Source organism: Agromyces sp. NPDC058126 (assembly GCF_042884595.1).
GTDB lineage: Bacteria > Actinomycetota > Actinomycetes > Actinomycetales > Microbacteriaceae > Agromyces.
Genome location: NZ_JBHVTS010000001.1, coordinates 173963 through 189068 on the forward strand (window position 1 = coordinate 173963; position 15106 = coordinate 189068).

At 71.7% G+C, this 15106-nt stretch carries 18 protein-coding genes; 6 read left to right on the plus strand and 12 right to left on the minus strand.

Going from position 1 to position 15106, the window contains the following annotated elements; all coding sequences use genetic code 11:
- Positions 1 to 2 precede the first annotated feature (2 nt).
- Together ACFVTR_RS00785 and ACFVTR_RS00790 are read right to left on the minus strand one after the other, a co-directional pair.
- Positions 3 to 680 carry an SRPBCC domain-containing protein gene (locus ACFVTR_RS00785; protein WP_387034115.1) on the minus strand — a complete coding sequence of 226 codons (678 nt, stop codon included), beginning with the start codon at positions 678 to 680 and terminating at the stop codon, positions 3 to 5.
- A 16-nt stretch (positions 681 to 696) separates the two neighbouring features.
- Entirely contained in the window at positions 697 to 1116 is a 420-nt protein-coding gene (locus ACFVTR_RS00790; RefSeq protein WP_387034117.1) for an ArsR/SmtB family transcription factor, read from the minus strand.
- 90 nt (positions 1117 to 1206) lie between these two features.
- Between ACFVTR_RS00790 and ACFVTR_RS00795 the strand changes: the two genes are divergently transcribed.
- Complete coding sequence (locus ACFVTR_RS00795) at positions 1207 to 1998, plus strand: hypothetical protein (RefSeq protein WP_387034119.1); 792 nt, start codon at positions 1207 to 1209, stop codon at positions 1996 to 1998.
- A gap of 38 nt (positions 1999 to 2036) precedes the next feature.
- The gene (locus tag ACFVTR_RS00800) at positions 2037 to 2519 is read left to right on the plus strand and encodes a hypothetical protein (protein ID WP_387034120.1); all 483 of its coding nucleotides are present in this window, start codon (positions 2037 to 2039) and stop codon (positions 2517 to 2519) included.
- A gap of 15 nt (positions 2520 to 2534) precedes the next feature.
- On the opposite strand, the gene ACFVTR_RS00805 is transcribed toward ACFVTR_RS00800, so the two are convergent.
- Positions 2535 to 2942, minus strand: a complete 408-nt coding sequence (locus ACFVTR_RS00805; RefSeq protein WP_387034121.1) for a VOC family protein — start codon at positions 2940 to 2942, stop codon at positions 2535 to 2537.
- Between the two features lie 99 nt (positions 2943 to 3041).
- On the minus strand, positions 3042 to 3383 hold the full coding sequence (locus ACFVTR_RS00810) for a RidA family protein (RefSeq protein ID WP_387034122.1): 342 nt from the start codon (positions 3381 to 3383) through the stop codon (positions 3042 to 3044).
- 120 nt (positions 3384 to 3503) lie between these two features.
- On the opposite strand from ACFVTR_RS00810, the gene ACFVTR_RS00815 reads away from it, so the two are divergent.
- On the plus strand, positions 3504 to 3992 hold the full coding sequence (locus tag ACFVTR_RS00815; RefSeq protein WP_387034123.1) for a nucleoside deaminase: 489 nt from the start codon (positions 3504 to 3506) through the stop codon (positions 3990 to 3992).
- Positions 3993 to 4028: 36 nt separating this feature from the next.
- Here ACFVTR_RS00815 and ACFVTR_RS00820 read toward each other — a convergent pair whose 3' ends face one another.
- Entirely contained in the window at positions 4029 to 5780 is a 1752-nt protein-coding gene (locus ACFVTR_RS00820) for an L-aspartate oxidase (RefSeq protein WP_387034124.1), read from the minus strand.
- A gap of 77 nt (positions 5781 to 5857) precedes the next feature.
- On the opposite strand from ACFVTR_RS00820, the gene ACFVTR_RS00825 reads away from it, so the two are divergent.
- Positions 5858 to 6847, plus strand: a complete 990-nt coding sequence (locus tag ACFVTR_RS00825; RefSeq protein WP_387034125.1) for a LysR family transcriptional regulator — start codon at positions 5858 to 5860, stop codon at positions 6845 to 6847.
- Here ACFVTR_RS00825 and ACFVTR_RS00830 read toward each other — a convergent pair.
- Together ACFVTR_RS00830 and ACFVTR_RS00835 are read right to left on the minus strand one after the other, a co-directional pair.
- Positions 6787 to 7725, minus strand: coding sequence for a DUF1214 domain-containing protein (locus ACFVTR_RS00830; RefSeq protein ID WP_387034126.1), 939 nt, complete (start codon positions 7723 to 7725; stop codon positions 6787 to 6789). The genes ACFVTR_RS00825 and ACFVTR_RS00830 overlap by 61 nt on opposite strands.
- Before the next feature lie 104 nt (positions 7726 to 7829).
- Positions 7830 to 8639: an SDR family oxidoreductase gene (locus tag ACFVTR_RS00835; protein WP_387034127.1), complete on the minus strand. Its 810-nt coding sequence runs from the start codon at positions 8637 to 8639 to the stop codon at positions 7830 to 7832.
- Between the two features lie 72 nt (positions 8640 to 8711).
- On the opposite strand from ACFVTR_RS00835, the gene ACFVTR_RS00840 reads away from it, so the two are divergent.
- Both ACFVTR_RS00840 and ACFVTR_RS00845 read left to right on the plus strand, forming a co-directional pair.
- Positions 8712 to 9344: a TetR/AcrR family transcriptional regulator gene (locus ACFVTR_RS00840; RefSeq protein ID WP_387034128.1), complete on the plus strand. Its 633-nt coding sequence runs from the start codon at positions 8712 to 8714 to the stop codon at positions 9342 to 9344.
- 33 nt (positions 9345 to 9377) lie between these two features.
- Positions 9378 to 10121: a formylglycine-generating enzyme family protein gene (locus ACFVTR_RS00845; RefSeq protein WP_387034129.1), complete on the plus strand. Its 744-nt coding sequence runs from the start codon at positions 9378 to 9380 to the stop codon at positions 10119 to 10121.
- Between the two features lie 13 nt (positions 10122 to 10134).
- On the opposite strand, the gene ACFVTR_RS00850 is transcribed toward ACFVTR_RS00845, so the two are convergent.
- From ACFVTR_RS00850 to ACFVTR_RS00870, 5 genes are read right to left on the minus strand one after another with little or no spacing between them, the layout of a single operon-like run.
- A complete protein-coding gene (locus tag ACFVTR_RS00850) occupies positions 10135 to 11328 on the minus strand; it encodes a serine hydrolase domain-containing protein (RefSeq protein WP_387034130.1) in 1194 nt (397 codons plus the stop codon).
- Complete coding sequence (locus tag ACFVTR_RS00855; RefSeq protein WP_387034131.1) at positions 11325 to 12158, minus strand: ATP-binding cassette domain-containing protein; 834 nt, start codon at positions 12156 to 12158, stop codon at positions 11325 to 11327. The genes ACFVTR_RS00850 and ACFVTR_RS00855 overlap by 4 nt, the downstream gene beginning before the upstream one ends.
- Entirely contained in the window at positions 12155 to 13153 is a 999-nt protein-coding gene (locus tag ACFVTR_RS00860; RefSeq protein WP_387034132.1) for an ABC transporter ATP-binding protein, read from the minus strand. The genes ACFVTR_RS00855 and ACFVTR_RS00860 overlap by 4 nt, the downstream gene beginning before the upstream one ends.
- A 41-nt stretch (positions 13154 to 13194) precedes the next feature.
- Entirely contained in the window at positions 13195 to 14088 is an 894-nt protein-coding gene (locus tag ACFVTR_RS00865; RefSeq protein ID WP_387034133.1) for an ABC transporter permease, read from the minus strand.
- Positions 14085 to 15101, minus strand: coding sequence for an ABC transporter permease (locus tag ACFVTR_RS00870; protein WP_387034134.1), 1017 nt, complete (start codon positions 15099 to 15101; stop codon positions 14085 to 14087). The genes ACFVTR_RS00865 and ACFVTR_RS00870 overlap by 4 nt, the downstream gene beginning before the upstream one ends.
- Positions 15102 to 15106: the final 5 nt, after the last annotated feature.

Genomic DNA, 15106 nt, shown 5'->3' on the forward strand with positions numbered 1-15106 from the left:
GATCACCCCATCTCGGGCGGCGGCAGCTCGCCGGTGTAGGTGCCGTAGGTGCGGTCGGCGGCACCCATCGCGACGTCCGCGTCGACCCCGTCGAGCTGCTGCGCCGCGGCCCAGGCGTCGGCCGAGCGTCGCATGAACGACTTGCCCTCGTCGGTGACGACCCAGGCAGCGGCCTCCTCGGGGGCGATCCCCTCGTCGCCTCCGCCGAAGTGGAGGGCGAGGCCGAGCAGGCCCTGGTCCCACCCGATGCCGGTCGCCGAGGGGCCGAACTGCTCCCACATGCCCTCGGGCAGGCTCGCCGCCGACGCGATGTTCTCGAGCTCCAGGCGAGTGGACGAGGCATCCACTTCGGTGAGGCGGATGCTCACGAGCGCCGGTTCGCCGGCGCCCATGCCCCAGGTGATCGTGTAGCCGGCCGTGCCGCCGTTCGGCGGGTCGCAGCGGCGGATCTCGCCGCCGGCGTTGCCCTCGAGCTGGTAGCGGCCGCCGAGCCGGAGGTCGCCCGAGACCGGCAGGAACCAGCGCGGGATCCGTTCGGCCGAGGTCACGGCGTCCCACACGTCGTCGATGGGGGAGGGGTAGGTCTGCGCGAGCTGCTGCACGTACGACAGCGCTCCGTCGACCTCCTTCGTCTCGATGCTGCGCGAGACCGCGTCGATCTGCGCGTTCACGTCAACCATGTCGGTGCTCCTTCGTTCACTCGTCGTGCGGATCGCTTCGAGCGTCGTCCGCGGGTTCGTCGTGCGGTCGAGCCGGCGGGGATGCCGCGGCCGCCCGTTCTTCGTCCGCCTTGCGTTGCGCCAGCCGGCCGCGCGCGAGCTCGGTGCCGAGGGCGTCGAGCTTCGGCTGCCAGAACCGGCGGAACGTGTCGAACCAGGCGTCGGCCTGCGCCAGCGGTTCGGGGTCGACCGCGTACAGCCGCCGCGCCCCGTCGGGGCGCACGGTCACGAAGCCCGACTCGCGCAGCACCCGCAGGTGCTGCGAGACCGCGGGCTGCGAGATGCCGAACTCGGCCTGGATGACTCGGCCGACGTCGCCGGCGGGCGCTTCGCCGTCGGCGATCAGCTCGAGGATGCGGCGTCGCACCGGATCTCCGAGGACATCGAGCGCGTGCATGCGAACATGATTGCATCGTGGCTTATATAAGTCAATGATTAATGGACGCTCGAGCCCGGTGCCCCGCACGCGCGTAGCATTGACGGTGTCATGAGCAGCATGGTGCATGCGCGGATCGTGACGATCTCACTGGCGGCGCTGGCCGCAGCGATGTTCGCCGGGTGCACCGGTGCGTCGCAGCCGGCCCAGCAGAGCGGGCTCCCCGAGGGGAGCGACGCCGTCGAGCTCGACCCCGCGCAGTTCACGACCGACATCGACAACCCGTACTGGCCGATGGAGCCCGGCACTCGCTGGACCTATCACGAGACCGACCCCGACGGCGATCTGACCGTCGAGGTGACGGTCACCTCGGAGACGCGCGAGATCGCGAACGGCATCGAGGCGCGCGTCGTGCGCGACACCGTGCGCCGCGGCGACGAACTCGTCGAGGACACCTTCGACTGGTACGCGCAGGACGAGGCCGGCGCGATCTGGTACTTGGGCGAGGACACGGCCGAGTTCGAGGACGGCGAGATCGTCTCGACGGAGGGGAGCTTCGAGGCCGGTGTCGACGGTGCGCTTCCCGGCATCATCATGCCCGCCGACCCTCGCCCGGGCATGGAGTACCGGCAGGAGTACCTCGCCGGCGAAGCGGAGGACCAGGGTGCGGTGCTCGGCACGGAGGAACTCGTCGAAGTGCCGTACGGGGCGTTCACCGGCGCGCTGCTGACCCGAGACACGACCCCGCTCGAACCCGACGTCGAGGAGCTCAAGTTCTACGCACGCGACGTCGGGCCGGTGCTGACGGTGACCGTCTCGGGCGGCACCGGCCGTGAAGAGCTCGTCTCGGTGACGACGGTGCCCGACGGCACCGCGACGGGGCCGCTCGGATCGCCCGACTGACCGGAGCCCATGTCGGCGGCACCCGATAGCGTCCGGCCATGAGCGCAACGGATTTCGACTTCCTCCTCGGTGACTGGTCGGTGCATCACCGGCGGCTGACCGATTCACTCGATCCCGACTGCACGACCTGGGTCGAGTTCGAGAGCATCGCCGGGGTCGAGAGCATCCTCGGCGGCCTCGGCAATGCCGACCAGACTCGCGGCACGCTCGCCGACGGCACGGCGTTCGACGGCTACTCGCTGCGCCTCTACTCGCCCGAGACCGACGAGTGGGCGATCTGGTGGGCATCGACCTCGCGCCCCGGAGTGCTCGACGACCCGGTGCGCGGCCGATTCGTCGACGGTGTCGGCACCTTCATCGGCCCTGCGGAGTACCGGGGCATCGCATTCCTCGCTCGATTCCGCTGGCTCGACACCGACGGCCCGAACCCCGTCTGGGAGCAGGACTTCTCGTTCGACGAGGGGGTCAGCTGGGCGCCGGTCAACTGGCGGATGGTGCACACGCGGCGAGAGCCGGCCTAGGGCCGAGGATCGGCCTCAGCCCGCGACGGACTCCTTCGGCGGGTTGAACATGAACTCGAAGCGGATGCCGTTGTCGTCTTCGATGAATGCCGCGTAGTAGCGGTCGTTGAAGCGCGGGTACAGCTTCGGGTCGCGCACCGAGGTCCAGCCCGCCTCGACCGCGATCGCGTGCAGCCGGTCGACCTCGTCGCGCGAGTCGACGGGGAAGGCGAGGTGCTGCCAGCCGATGCGGCCGTGGCGGTGGGGGCCTGTTCCGGGCTCGCGGGCCGGGAAGAGGATCAGCTCCTCCTCGCCGAGGTTCCAGGAGACGCTGTCGTCGGCGTCGTTGCGGGTGCAGCCGAGCGCCTGCATCACGGGGTCGAACTGGGAGATCGAGCGGGGCAGGTCCTCGACGCTGAGCCCGAGGTGGTCGAAAAGCGGCATCCGGTCATCCTCGCGTGCGATTTCGAGGCCCGTCAAGTCGGATGCGAGAAGGGCCGGATGTCGACGACATCCGGCCCTTCGTCGCGGAAGGCGACCCGCTCAGATCGCGGCCGTGACCGCGAACTCGACGAAGTAGTCGGGGGTGGCGAGCTTCGCCTCGACCGTGGCGCGGGCGGGCGGGTTCGCGCCGTCGACCCAGGCGTCCCAGACCGAGTTCATGTCGGCGAAGCTCGCGATGTCGGCGAGGTAGATGGTGACGCTCAAGAGCTTCGACTTGTCGCTGCCGACGCTCGCGAGCAGCTCGTCGACGCGCTGCAGCGCAGCCTGGCTCTGCTCGACGACGGTGGCGCCCTCGGCCACCTGGCCGGCGAGGTAGACGGTGTCGCCGTGGACGACGGCCTGGCTCATGCGGGGGCCGGGCTGGATGCGCTGAATGCTCACGTGAGTCTCCTGGTTGCGATCGGGGATGGACGTCAGGCTATCGGCCCGCGCTCGAGGTCGAGGATGCCTTGAGGTCGGCGACCCTCGCCATCGGCGCCCGCTCGGGCCAAGCTTGAGTGCATGACGATCTCAGAGGCCGATCTCGCCCATCTCCGTCGTGCGGTCGAGCTCGCGCGTGAGGCGCTCGCTGGCGGCGACGGCCCGTTCGGCTCGGTGCTCGTCGACGCGGCGGGCGTCGAGCGGTTCGCCGACCGCAACCGTGAGGAGACCACCGGCGATCCGACGCGGCATCCCGAGTTCGAGATCGCACGCTGGTCGGCGGTGCACCTCACCGCCGACGAGCGTGCGGCGGCGACGGTGTACACCTCGGGGGAGCACTGCCCGATGTGCTCGGCGGCGCACGCCTGGGTCGGGCTCGGCCGTATCGTGTACGTGGCCTCGGCCGAGCAGATCGCCGGGTGGCGCCGTGAGCTCGGCGCCCCCGCCTCACCGGTCGCGGCACTGCCGATCACTGCCGTTGCGCCCGGCCTGCCCGTCGAAGGGCCGGTCGACGAGCTCGTCGCCGAGGTGCGGGTGCTCGTGGAGCGCGCGGTCCGCTCCGCCGAGTGACGGAGCGGACTGCAGGAGCATCCCGTCGCTGCCCGTCTACTCGACGAGCTTGCCCGCCACCGAGACCTCCTCGCGCATGAGGGCGGCGATCTCGTCGGGGATCGGCGGGATCGCTTCGCGGGTCACCCCGGTCGCGGGCGACCAGACGAGGTTCACCTGCAGCGAGGCATCCGTCTCGGGGTAGTCGCTGCGGTTGTGGCAGCCGCGGGTCTCGCGGCGCTCGAGCGCCGCCTCGAGCGTCGCGCGGGCCGCCAGCGCCGCCGACCTGAGGTCGAAGGCGTGCGCGAGGTCCTGGTAGCCGGCGATGTCGGGGTGCACGCCGAGGTCGGCCATGCGTGCCTCGATCGCGTCGAGCTCGGCGAGCCCGGCGGTGAGGCCCTGCTCGTCGCGCACGACACCGGCGTGCTCGGTCATCGTGTCGCGGATGGCCCGCTGGAGGGCGCGCACGTTCTCGGTGCCGTCGGCGGTGAGCAGCGCGTCGATCTCGTCGCGCGCGATGGCGACCGCGGCGGCCGAGCGGCGCTGCGCCGGGAGGGCGCGCGAGTAGGCGGCCGCGGCCTCGCCGACGATGCGCCCGAAGACGAGCAGCTCGATGAGCGAGTTGCCGCCGAGGCGGTTCGCGCCGTGCAGTCCGCTGGATGCCTCGCCGATGGCGTAGAGCCCGGGCACGTCGGTGCCGTGGTCCTCGGGGCGCACCCAGACGCCGCCCATCGAGTAGTGCGCGGTCGGCGCGATCTCGATCGGCTGCTTCGTGATGTCGAGCATCTGCAGCTCGAGCATGGTCTGGTACACGCGGGGGAGGCGCTGCATGATCGTCTCGCGGGGCAGGTGCGAGACATCCAGCCAGACACCGCCGTTGGCGGTTCCGCGCCCCTCCTTGATCTCGGTGTAGCAGGCGAGGGCGACACGGTCGCGGGTCGAGAGCTCGAGGCGCTCGGGGTCGTACTTGTGCATGAAGCGCTCGCCGAGCCCGTTGGTCAGGATGCCGCCCTCACCGCGCGCGGCCTCGCTGATCAGGGTGCCGGCCGCGTTCTCGGGCTCGATGATGCCCGAGGGGTGGAACTGCACGAGCTCGGGGTCGCGCACGCGGCCGCCGGCCTCGACGGCGAGCCGCCACGAGTCGCCCGTGTTCTCGTCGCGGCGTGAGGAGGTGCGCCGCCAGATGCGGTTGTGGCCGCCGGCGGCGAGGATCACGGCGTCGGCGTGGATGAGGTAGCGCGTGCCGTCCTCGAGGTCGAAGCCGTAGGCGCCGAACACCGCGCCGTCGTCGTTCACGAGGATGCGGGTGACGTAGACGGTGTCGAGGATCGGGATGTCGAGCTGCGCGGCCCGGTTGACGAGGGTGCGCTGGATCTCGAGTCCGGTGTAGTCGCCCGCGAAGGCGGTGCGGCGGTAGGTGTGCGCGCCGAAGAAGCGCTGCGAGATGCGCCCGTCGGCCTCGCGTGCGAACGGCATGCCGTAGCGCTCGAGGTCGTCGATGCCGCGGGCGGCGCCCTTCGTCACGGTCTCGACCGTGCGCGGGTCGGCGAGGTGGTAACTCTCCTTCAGGGTGTCGGCGGCGTGCTGCTGCCAGCTGTCGTCGGCGTCCATGGTCGCGAGGGCGGCGTTGATGCCGCCGGCCGCGAGCGAGGTGTGGGCGTCGTGCCTGGGTCGCTTGCCCAGGGCGAGCACGTCGACGCCGGCTTCGGCGAGTTCGATGGCCGCGCGCAGACCCGAGCCGCCGGTGCCGATCACGAGCACGGTGGTGGAGATCTGCCGCTCCGGAGTGGGGTTGCCTGAGGTGGTCATGCGTTCCACGGTAGGTTCGAGGTTCTGATTACTCCAATGCATCATTCATGTGGCAACGATGCGCGTAGGCTATGAATATGAACCTTGAGCAGCTGCGCGGCTTCGTCGAGGTGGCCCGGTTCGGCAACTTCACCCGGGCCGCCGAGGAGCTCTACCTCGCACAGCCCTCGCTGAGCCGTCAGATCGCCGCGCTCGAGCAGGACCTCGGCGCCGAACTGTTCCACCGCGCCCGTGGCGGCAGCACCCTCACGGTCGCCGGGGAGTCGCTGCTGCCGCTCGCTCGCCGCATGCTCGCCGACGCCGAGTCGGTGCGGCGCGAGCTCGCCGAACTCGCCGGCCTCGAGCGCGGACGCGTGCGGCTCGGCGCCACGCCGACGCTCTGCATCAGCCTCGTCGCCGAGGTGCTCAGCGCGTTCCACACGGAGCATCCGGGCATCGAGCTGCACCTCTCGGAGCAGGGATCGCGTCGCCTCCTCGACGAGCTCGCCGGCGGCGAGCTCGACCTCGCATTGATCACCACCTCGGATGCCTCGTCGGCCGAGCGGCTCACCGTGACGCCCCTGCTCGTGGAGGAGCTCGTCGTCATCTCGTCGGCCGGAGCGCCGCCGATCACGACGCGCGACCGGATCGGCCTCGGCGAGGTCGCCGCCCTGCCGCAGATCGTCTTCAGCTCGAGCTACGACCTGCGCGCCGCGACCGACGCCGCGTTCGCCGGGGCCGGGCTCACGCCCGAGGTCGTGCTCGAGGGCGCCGAGATGGACGCGGTGCTGCGATTCGTCGAGCGCGGACTCGGCGTCGCGATCGTGCCCGCGATGGTGCTCATCGACCGGCCGGGCCTGCGCTCGGTGCGACTCGACGCCGCGGCGCTCGCCCGCACCATCAGCCTCGCCCGCCCGGTGGGCGTCGCGCCGACCGCGGCCGTCGAGGTCATGCAGCGCACGATCGCAGCGACGGCGGTCGGCTTCGCGGCGCGCGCCGGCGCGACCATGCGGGTCGCCGCCGACGACTACGCGTCGAGCACCGGGAACGACCAGCGACCCTCGAGGATCTCGGCGCGCGGGCGGTAGAGCCGCACCAGGTAGTTCCACCCCTCGGTGATCGGGATCGTGTTCGGCGTATCGGCGGGGTAGTCGCCGAAACGGACGGTGATGGTGCCGTCGCCGTTGCGGGCGCCCGTGATGTTGTTGATCGTGTACGCGCCGCGGTCGTTCGGCTCGAAGAAGCCGTCGGCGTTGTACACCGAGATCGACCAGAACCCGTCGACGGGGACGTCGCCGACGGTCAGCTCGTACCGGCCCACCGGGAGGCGCGGTTCCACGCCGATGTAGTTCGCCTCCGAGGTGGGGAGCCCGCCCCAGCCCGCGGCGGTGCCGATGAGGTGGCGGACGGGGTCGACCTCGTCCTGCGCGCCGAACATGCGGTCGAATCCGGTCAGGTTGCGGGCCAGCGCGAGCAGAGCATTTCGCGTCTCGTCGAGGCTGTTCGTGTCGTAGTCGGGCATCTCGAAGGGAGCCGACGAGTCGGCCGTCAGCGTGATCCGATCCTGGAGCGCGACGACCTCGGCCAGGTCGTCGGCCTCGACGGGATCGACGAGGATGCGCACCGCGAGCACCACATGCGGAGTGCCGAACTGCTCGAGGGTCAGCCGGTGCTCGCCCGCGTCGTGGAAGATCTCGTTGATGTAGTGCTTCTCGTTGACGACCATCGCCGAGAGGTACCGATCCCCGTGCTCAGGGAGGGTGAAGGTGGCGCCGTCGGTGATGTCGACCACCGCGAAGCTGTACAGGGTGTCGCGGTTCATCCGGATGACCGTCTGCTTGTCGATGTCGGCGGGGGCCCGGTTGTGGAGGAAGCGGTTGACGCCACCGGTGTTCTCCTGGAGGTCCCGCATCATGCGGTGGGTCTCGGCGAGCGCGAAGTTGTCGACGTTGACGTGGATGGCCATTCGACGATCTTGCCAGCTGGAGCGGATGAATCGCCGGGGACACGACGGCAGGGGGCGGATGCCACGTGGCATCCGCCCCCAGGCTGTCGACCTGCCGCGGCTGCTCAGGCCGCGGGCGTCGGGTCGTTCCACGACCAGATGTCGTCGCCCCGCAGCGTCGCGTCGGCGCCGCCGTCGCAGTAGATCGTCTGCCCGGCCATGTGCGTGTTCTCGACGCTCGTGAGCCAGACGAGCAGGTTCGCGATCGACTCGGCCGGCTGGTGGTAGTTGAGCGGCATCGGCACGGCGGCGTCGACCATCGCGAGCCCCTCGGGGTTGTCGAGGAGCGCGGCAGTCATCGGGGTGATGACCGTCCCGGGGGCGACTGCGTTGAGGGGGATGCCCGACCCGGCCCACGCCTCGCCGACCGACTCGCGGCGCACCCAGCGCGAGAGGGCGCGCTTCGAGGAGGGGTAGACGAGGTAACCCACCTCGGGGCCCTGCTCGGCGAGCTTCGCGGCGGCGGCGAGTGCGGCGGGCTCGTCGCCCGCGAGGCCCGCGTCGACGAGCTCGGGAGCGACGGGCTGCAGCGAGGCCATCGAGGAGACCACGGCTGCACGCGGGGCCGAAGAGGCCCGCAGGGCGGGCAGCAGCCCTTCGAGCACGGCCGTGACGCCGAAGAAGTTGACCGACATGGTGACGGGGGCGGGGGCCGAGATGCCGGCGCACGCGATGACGCCGTCGACGACGCCGCCCGAGAGCTCCAGCACGCGCGCGACTGCCGCGTCGCGGCCCTCGGTCGTCGACAGGTCGGCCTCGACGTCGGCGTCGCGGAGGTCGACGCCGATCACGGTCGCGCCCTGCTCGAGGAGCGCGCGCTTCGTCGCGGCGCCGATGCCCGAGGCGGAGCCGGTCACGACGTACTTGCGGGTCATGGTGTGTTTCCTTCCCATTCGCGGAGCGAGGTCTATATTTGACACACTACGTCAAAAACATCGGAGGTGGCTGTGGAAACCACATCGGCTGAGGACGCGGCACCCGAGGCACCGACCCGTGGCCGCGGGCGGCCGAGCATCGTCGACGGCGATGCGGTCGCCGAAGCGGCCTTCGCCCTCTGGTCGGAGCACGGCTACGCGGCGACAGGCTGGAAGGAACTCGGCGATGCCACCGGGGTGAGCACGCGCACGCTCATGCGCCACTACGGCACGCGCGACCGCATCGCCTGGGGCGAGGTCGAGTCGGCGAACGACCGGCTCGCGCGATCGATCGCCGAGATGAGCCCGGAGACGCCGGCCGCCGAAGCCGTGCGTCGGGCGATCGTCGCCTCGGTCTCGCACGACGCGCATGTGCGGCGCAGTGCGGCGGCCTGGTTCCGCCTGATCGCGAGCGAGCCCGAACTCGCCGCGACCGCCGCAGCCGCGGATCTCGCCTGGACGGGGCGGCTCGCCGAGTTCCTCGGCAGCCGGCTCCCGGGTGCGTCGGCCGGCACCTGCCGCGCGCTCGCCGCGGCCATGCAAGCGGCGACGTTCGCCGCACTCACGGGCTGGGTCGAGGCCGGCGCCGAGGGCGACCCCGCCGACGCCGTCGCGCAGACGCTCGCCTGGATCGAGCTCGCCGAGCCGCTGGCCGACACCGACTGACCCGCGGCACCCTGCCCGTGCGAGACTGCACGGATGACCGAGATCGAGCTCGCACCCATCGAGGCGGGCACCGTCACGCTGCACGACGCGCGTCGCAAGGTGCGCTGGAGCGTGGAGCTCGACTCGTTCGAGATCGGCGTCTACCCCGTCACGCAGGCACAGCTCGGCGAACTGCTCGGGGAGACCGCTGAGCATCCGCGACGGCCGGCGAGTGACGTCAGCTGGCTGCGCGCCGTGCGGTTCTGCAACGCGGCCTCCGAGTGGGAGGGCCTCGATCCGGCGTACTCGTTCGACGGCGAGGAGGTCACCTGGCACGTCGACGCCGACGGCTTCCGGCTGCCCACCGAGGCGGAGTGGGAGTTCGCCTGCCGTGCCGGCTCGACCGGTCCGCACTACGGGCCGCTCGATGAGGTCGCATGGACGGGGGCCGACGGAGTGAGCGCGCCGCAGCCGGTCGGAGGCAGGCTGCCGAACCTCAACGGCCTGTTCGACACCCTCGGCAACGTGTGGGAGTGGTGCTGGGACCTGCTCGACCCCGCCCGCTACGACGACTACCGCGTGTTCCGGGGCGGCGGCTTCGCCGACGACGCGTGGAACGTGCGCGCCTCGACCCGGCGTGGCGGCGCCCCGCGCATGCACCACGAGGACGTCGGCTTCCGGGTCGCCCGAGGCGGCTTCGACGCGACGGATGCCGCGCAGGGCTGGTCGGCCGCGGCCGACCGTGAGCGCGCCGACGTCGGCGGACCGCTGCCGCCCGGGTGGACCCCGCGACGCTGAACCTCGGGGGCGATCAGCGGCCCGCCGCGTCGCAGAGATCGCGGAAGAGCTCGGCGTGCACCCGGTTCCACTGCTCGGTGACCGGCTCGGGCCACGACGAGAACTTGGCCACCACGATCCCGGTCGACGGGTCGACCCAGATGAACTGGCCGTGGATGCCCACCGCGTAGTAGTCGCCGCGCGCGCTGCCGGTGATCCACCACTGGTTCGAGTACGCCCCGCCGGGATGCACCCGCTGGAACACCGTGCCGCTCGCCGCGTCGGGGTCGCCGCCGTCGCGCGTGCGACGCACCCACTCGGCCGACACCACCGTCTCGCCGCCGATGACCCCCTCGCCGAGCATCAGCTCGCCGACCCGCGCGAGGTCGCGCGCCGTGCACGAGATGCCGCCGTTCGCGAAGCCGAACCCGCCCGGATCGACGGTGATGCTCGCGTCGTGCTCGCAGCCGAGCCGCGACCACAGTCGCTGCGACACCGCATCGGGATACCGCAGGCCGGTCGCGCTCTCGACCACCCAGGCGAGCACGTCGGTGCCGGCGGAGCAGTACTTGAACCGCTCGCCGTGGCGTCCGCCGCCGCGCAGCGTGGCGAGGAAGGCGTACGTGTCGGCGGGGTCGTCGGCGAGGCGGGGCCGCCAGCCGGCGACGCGATCCTGGGCCTGCACGTGCGAGGCCGGGTTGCGGTAATCCTCGTCGTAGTCGACGTCGACGGTCATGTCGAGCACCTGCTGGAGGGTCGCGTCGCCGTACGCGCTCCCCGCGAGGGCCGGCACGTACTCGTCGACCCGCCGAGCGAGCTCGAGGCGACCGTCGTCGACGAGGGTGCCGACGGTCAGGCCGCAGATCGACTTCGACACGCTCATCAGCAGGTGCGGCGTCTCGGGCCCGATGCCCTCGCGGTAGTGGTCGGCGACCACGCGACCGTCGCGCACGACGACGAGCGCATCGGTGTAGCTCGCCTCGAGCCGGGCGGCCAGATCGGGCAGCTCGTCGAGGAGCGCGTCGAGCCCGGCGCGATCGCGGCCGGGGAGCGGCGCCGCGCTGCGGGGGATCGGCGCGGTCGGCACGAGCTCGGCGACATGGGCGAACGCCCAGCGGTTGTGCGGAGCATCCTGCCAGGTCTCGAGGCTCGGCTCGCCGGGCTCGGCGCCCGGGAATCGCGGCGGGTGAGCGTCGCGGGCGACGCCCGCGGGCAGCAGGGAGGTCATGACAGGATCCTGTTCTCGTTCGGGGCGGTCGGAGCGACGGGGGGCGCCGAGAGGTCGATCGCCCCCGGCGTCTCGGGCATGGCCGCGAGGAGGCGCTGCGTGTACTCGTGCCGCGGGTTCACGAGCACCTCCGCGGCGGGGCCGACCTCGACGAGGCGGCCGGCGCGCATGACGCCCGCCGTGTCGCTCATGTAGCGCACGACGTCGAGGTCGTGCGAGATGAGCAGGTAGCTGAGCGAGTGCTCCCGGCGCAGCTCCTGCAGGAGATTCAGCACCTGGGCCTGCACCGAGACGTCGAGTGCGCTCGTGGGCTCGTCGAGCACGAGCAGCTTCGGCCGGGTCGCGAGCGCCCGCGCGATGCCGACCCGCTGGCACTGCCCGCCCGAGAGCTGGTGCGGCAGGCGCTCGGCGTGCGCGCGGGCGAGCCCCACCTCGTCGAGCAGCGCGCGCGCCCGCTCGACGAGGGCACGGCCGCGCAACCGCGTGTGGGTGCGCAGCGGCTCGGCGATCGACTGTTCGACGGTGAGCCTGGGGTTGAGGGCCGCGACCGGGTTCTGGAACACCATGCCGGTGCGTGCCCGCAGTTCGCGGAGCGCCCGGCCGCGCAGTGCACCGATCGGTTCGCCGTCGATGCGCGAGCCGCCCGAGCTCGGTTCGATGAGCCGCAGCGCGCATCGGGCGACGGTGCTCTTGCCCGATCCGGATTCGCCGACGAGACCGAACGTGGTGCCCGCCTCGACGGCGAACGAGACGCCGTCGACGGCGCGCACCTCGCCGCCGTGCGCGCGGTACACCTTCACGATCTCGTCGACGTGCAGCATGGCCGTCATCGGATGACCTCTTCGGCGACGCGGATGCACGCCGCCTCGTGCAGCGGTGCGGTGGGCTCGAGCACGGGGTCGACCTCGGCGCACCGGTCGACGGCGACCGGGCATCGATCGCGGAACGAGCAGCCCGAGAGCGCCAGCAGGTTGCCGGGCACGGCGCCGCGAATGGCCTCGAGCGGCTGCCCCGGCCGGTGGCGCGCGGGCAGTGCGCCGAGGAGCCCCTGCGTGTACGGATGCACGGGTGAGCGCAGCACCGCCCCCGTCGGTCCGGACTCGACGACGCGGCCGGCGTAGAGCACCGCGATGCGATCGCAGATCTCGCGCACGATGCCGAGGTTATGGGTGATGAGCAGCACGCCGAAGCCGAATCGGTCGCGGAGCGCGAGCACGAGCTCGAGGATCTGCTTCGCGATCGTCACGTCGAGCGCGGTCGTGGGTTCGTCGAGGATGAGCAGGCGCGGTTCGCAGAGCAGCGCCATCGCGATCATGGCCCGCTGCAGCATGCCGCCCGAGAGCTCGTGCGGGTAGCTGCGGAAGACCCGTTCGGGGTCGGGCAGCCCGACCTGCTCGAGGTACTGCACGATGTGCGCCTTCGCGGCGGCGCGACCGAGGGGGCGGCCGTCGACGCGGCGGTGGCGGGCGACGACGTCGCGCATCTGCCGGCCGAGCGTGAACACCGGGTTGAACGCGGTCCCGGGGTTCTGGAACACGATCGAGATCGCGTCGCCCCGGGCGGCCCCGGTCCCGTCGAAGGGCTGCTCGACACCGTCGAGCACGATGCGCCCCGAGGGCACGGCGCCCTTCGGCAGGAGCCCCAGCACGGCGAGGCCGGTGAGGCTCTTGCCGCACCCGGTCTCGCCGACGATGCCGACGACCTCGCCGGGGGCGATGGAGAGGGTGATGCCGCGCACCGGCCGGTTGGTGAGGGCGCCGCGCTCCGCGAAGGCGACCTCGAGGTCGTCGATGAGGAGGAGGTCGGTCGTCGCTTCGGCGTTCATCGCTTCACCGGTTCCTGCGGCATCGGTCGGAGGTTCGGAATTCATCGCTTCACCTGCCGGGGGTCGAAGAAGTCGCGCAGCGAGTCGCCGAGCAGGTTGAAGCCGAGCACGGTGACGAAGATCGCGAGGCCGGGGAAGGTCGAGATCCACCAGGCGGTGAAGATCTGCCCGCGGCCCTCGGCGACCATGAGGCCCCAGTCGGGCGCCGGCGGCTGGGCGCCGAGCCCGATGAAGGCGAGCGAGCCGGCCGCGAGCACGACGCTGCCGATGTCGACCGTGGCCTGCACGAGCACCGGGGTCATGCAGTTGCGCAGGATGTGCCGCGGCAGGATGCGCCAGGCGGGCACCCCGATCGACCTCGCGGCCTCGACGAACGGCCGGTCGCGGAGCGAGCGCGCCTCAGCACGGACGAGTCGCGCGTACCAGGGCCACCAGCAGATGGCGAGCGCGAGGCCCGCGTTGGTGAGGCTCGGACCGAGGATCGCGACGGTGACCATCGCGAGCAGCAGCGGGGGGAAGGCCTGGAAGACCTCGGTGATCCGCATGAGGACCTCGTCGAGCCATCCGCCCCGATAGCCGGCGATCGCGCCGAGCGGAATGCCGATGAGCGCGGCGATCGCGACGACGAACAGCGAGATCGTGAGCGCCGGACGGGCGCCGATGATCACCCGGCTGAGGACGTCGCGGCCGAGCTGGTCGGTGCCGAACCAGTGCTCCGTGCTCGGGGCGAGGCCGCGGGTGCCGACGCTCGTCTCGCCGTAGCCCTGAGCCGGGTACGGGGCGAGCCACGGGCCGAAGACGGCGAGCACGACGACGAGCACGATGAGGGCGAGGCCGAGGGCGGCGAGCCGGTCGGTGCGCAGCACCCGGCCGATGCGGCTGAGGGCGCCGCCGCCCATCGGCACGTAGGCGGGCAGTGCGGTCGTCGCGGTCATGCGAGCGTCACCCGCGGGTCGAGCCGGGCCTGGACGAGGTCGACGACGAGGTTGGCGATGAGGTAGCCGGCGGCGCCGAGCAGGGTGATCGCCATGATGGCCGGGTAGTCGACGGCGAGCATCGCATTCGCGGCGAACTGGCCGATGCCGGGCCAGTTGAAGACCACCTCGACGAAGAAGGTGCCGGTGAGCGCGTAGGCGGCGGCGAGGCCGATGACCGTCATCGTCGGCGGCAGCGCGTTCTTCAGCGCCAGCCGCCAGCGGATGAGCGCATCGCGCAACCCGTAGGCGCTCGCCGTGAAGACGTAGTCCTGACCGAGCACCTCGAGCATCGATGCGCGGGTCATCCTGGCGATGAGGCCGAGCGGGTACGCGGCCAGCGTGATCGCCGGCAGCACCAGGTGCGCGAGGCCGTCGCTGTAGGCGACCCAGTTGCCCGTGATGAGGCTGTCGAAGAGCGGGAAGCCGGTGACCGGGGTGATCGGGGCGAGGTACTCGACCTCGGTGCTGAACTGCCCGGTCGCGGGCAGCAGTTGCAGCCGCCCCACGAAGAGCACCTGCAGCAGCAGTCCGAGCCAGAACGCCGGCATCGAGACGCCGCCGATGGCGAGGAACCGGATCGCGCCGTCGAGTGCCCTGCCGGGTCGCTTCGCGGCGACCACCCCGAGCACGATGCCGAAGACGACGGCGATGAGCATCGCGGCGAAGAGGAGCTCGAGGGTCGCGGGGAGGCGGGCGGCGAGCTCGTCGAGCACGGGGCGCTTGGTCGCGAGTGAGTCGCCCCAGTCGCCCGTCACGAGACCGCCGAGGTAGGCGAAGTACTGCACGACGATCGGCTGATCGAAGCCCAGCTTCTCGCGGATGCGGGCGAGCTCTTCGGGTGGGGCCTTCGGCCCGGCGTAGACGACCGCCGGGTCGGCCGGGATGACGCGCGAGAGCACGAACACGATGAGCGTGAGCACGAAGAGCACGAGCACCGCGGTTCCGAGCCGGCCGGCGAGGAAGCGCAACATGGATG

What these genes read in the sequence shown, in the direction of transcription:
- ACFVTR_RS00790 (WP_387034117.1), bottom strand. Translation starts at nt 1,116, where the DNA reads ATGCACGCGCTCGATGTCCTCGGAGATCCGGTGCGACGCCGCATCCTC.
- ACFVTR_RS00815 (WP_387034123.1), top strand. Translation starts at nt 3,504, where the DNA reads ATGACGATCTCAGAGGCCGATCTCGCCCATCTCCGTCGTGCGGTCGAG.
- ACFVTR_RS00825 (WP_387034125.1), top strand. Translation starts at nt 5,858, where the DNA reads ATGAACCTTGAGCAGCTGCGCGGCTTCGTCGAGGTGGCCCGGTTCGGC.
- ACFVTR_RS00845 (WP_387034129.1), top strand. Translation starts at nt 9,378, where the DNA reads ATGACCGAGATCGAGCTCGCACCCATCGAGGCGGGCACCGTCACGCTG.
- ACFVTR_RS00830 (WP_387034126.1), bottom strand. Translation starts at nt 7,725, where the DNA reads ATGGCCATCCACGTCAACGTCGACAACTTCGCGCTCGCCGAGACCCAC.
- ACFVTR_RS00795 (WP_387034119.1), top strand. Translation starts at nt 1,207, where the DNA reads ATGAGCAGCATGGTGCATGCGCGGATCGTGACGATCTCACTGGCGGCG.
- ACFVTR_RS00860 (WP_387034132.1), bottom strand. Translation starts at nt 13,153, where the DNA reads ATGAACGCCGAAGCGACGACCGACCTCCTCCTCATCGACGACCTCGAG.
- ACFVTR_RS00800 (WP_387034120.1), top strand. Translation starts at nt 2,037, where the DNA reads ATGAGCGCAACGGATTTCGACTTCCTCCTCGGTGACTGGTCGGTGCAT.
- ACFVTR_RS00855 (WP_387034131.1), bottom strand. Translation starts at nt 12,158, where the DNA reads ATGACGGCCATGCTGCACGTCGACGAGATCGTGAAGGTGTACCGCGCG.
- ACFVTR_RS00785 (WP_387034115.1), bottom strand. Translation starts at nt 680, where the DNA reads ATGGTTGACGTGAACGCGCAGATCGACGCGGTCTCGCGCAGCATCGAG.
- ACFVTR_RS00850 (WP_387034130.1), bottom strand. Translation starts at nt 11,328, where the DNA reads ATGACCTCCCTGCTGCCCGCGGGCGTCGCCCGCGACGCTCACCCGCCG.
- ACFVTR_RS00805 (WP_387034121.1), bottom strand. Translation starts at nt 2,942, where the DNA reads ATGCCGCTTTTCGACCACCTCGGGCTCAGCGTCGAGGACCTGCCCCGC.
- ACFVTR_RS00835 (WP_387034127.1), bottom strand. Translation starts at nt 8,639, where the DNA reads ATGACCCGCAAGTACGTCGTGACCGGCTCCGCCTCGGGCATCGGCGCC.
- ACFVTR_RS00865 (WP_387034133.1), bottom strand. Translation starts at nt 14,088, where the DNA reads ATGACCGCGACGACCGCACTGCCCGCCTACGTGCCGATGGGCGGCGGC.
- ACFVTR_RS00870 (WP_387034134.1), bottom strand. Translation starts at nt 15,101, where the DNA reads ATGTTGCGCTTCCTCGCCGGCCGGCTCGGAACCGCGGTGCTCGTGCTC.
- ACFVTR_RS00820 (WP_387034124.1), bottom strand. Translation starts at nt 5,780, where the DNA reads ATGACCACCTCAGGCAACCCCACTCCGGAGCGGCAGATCTCCACCACC.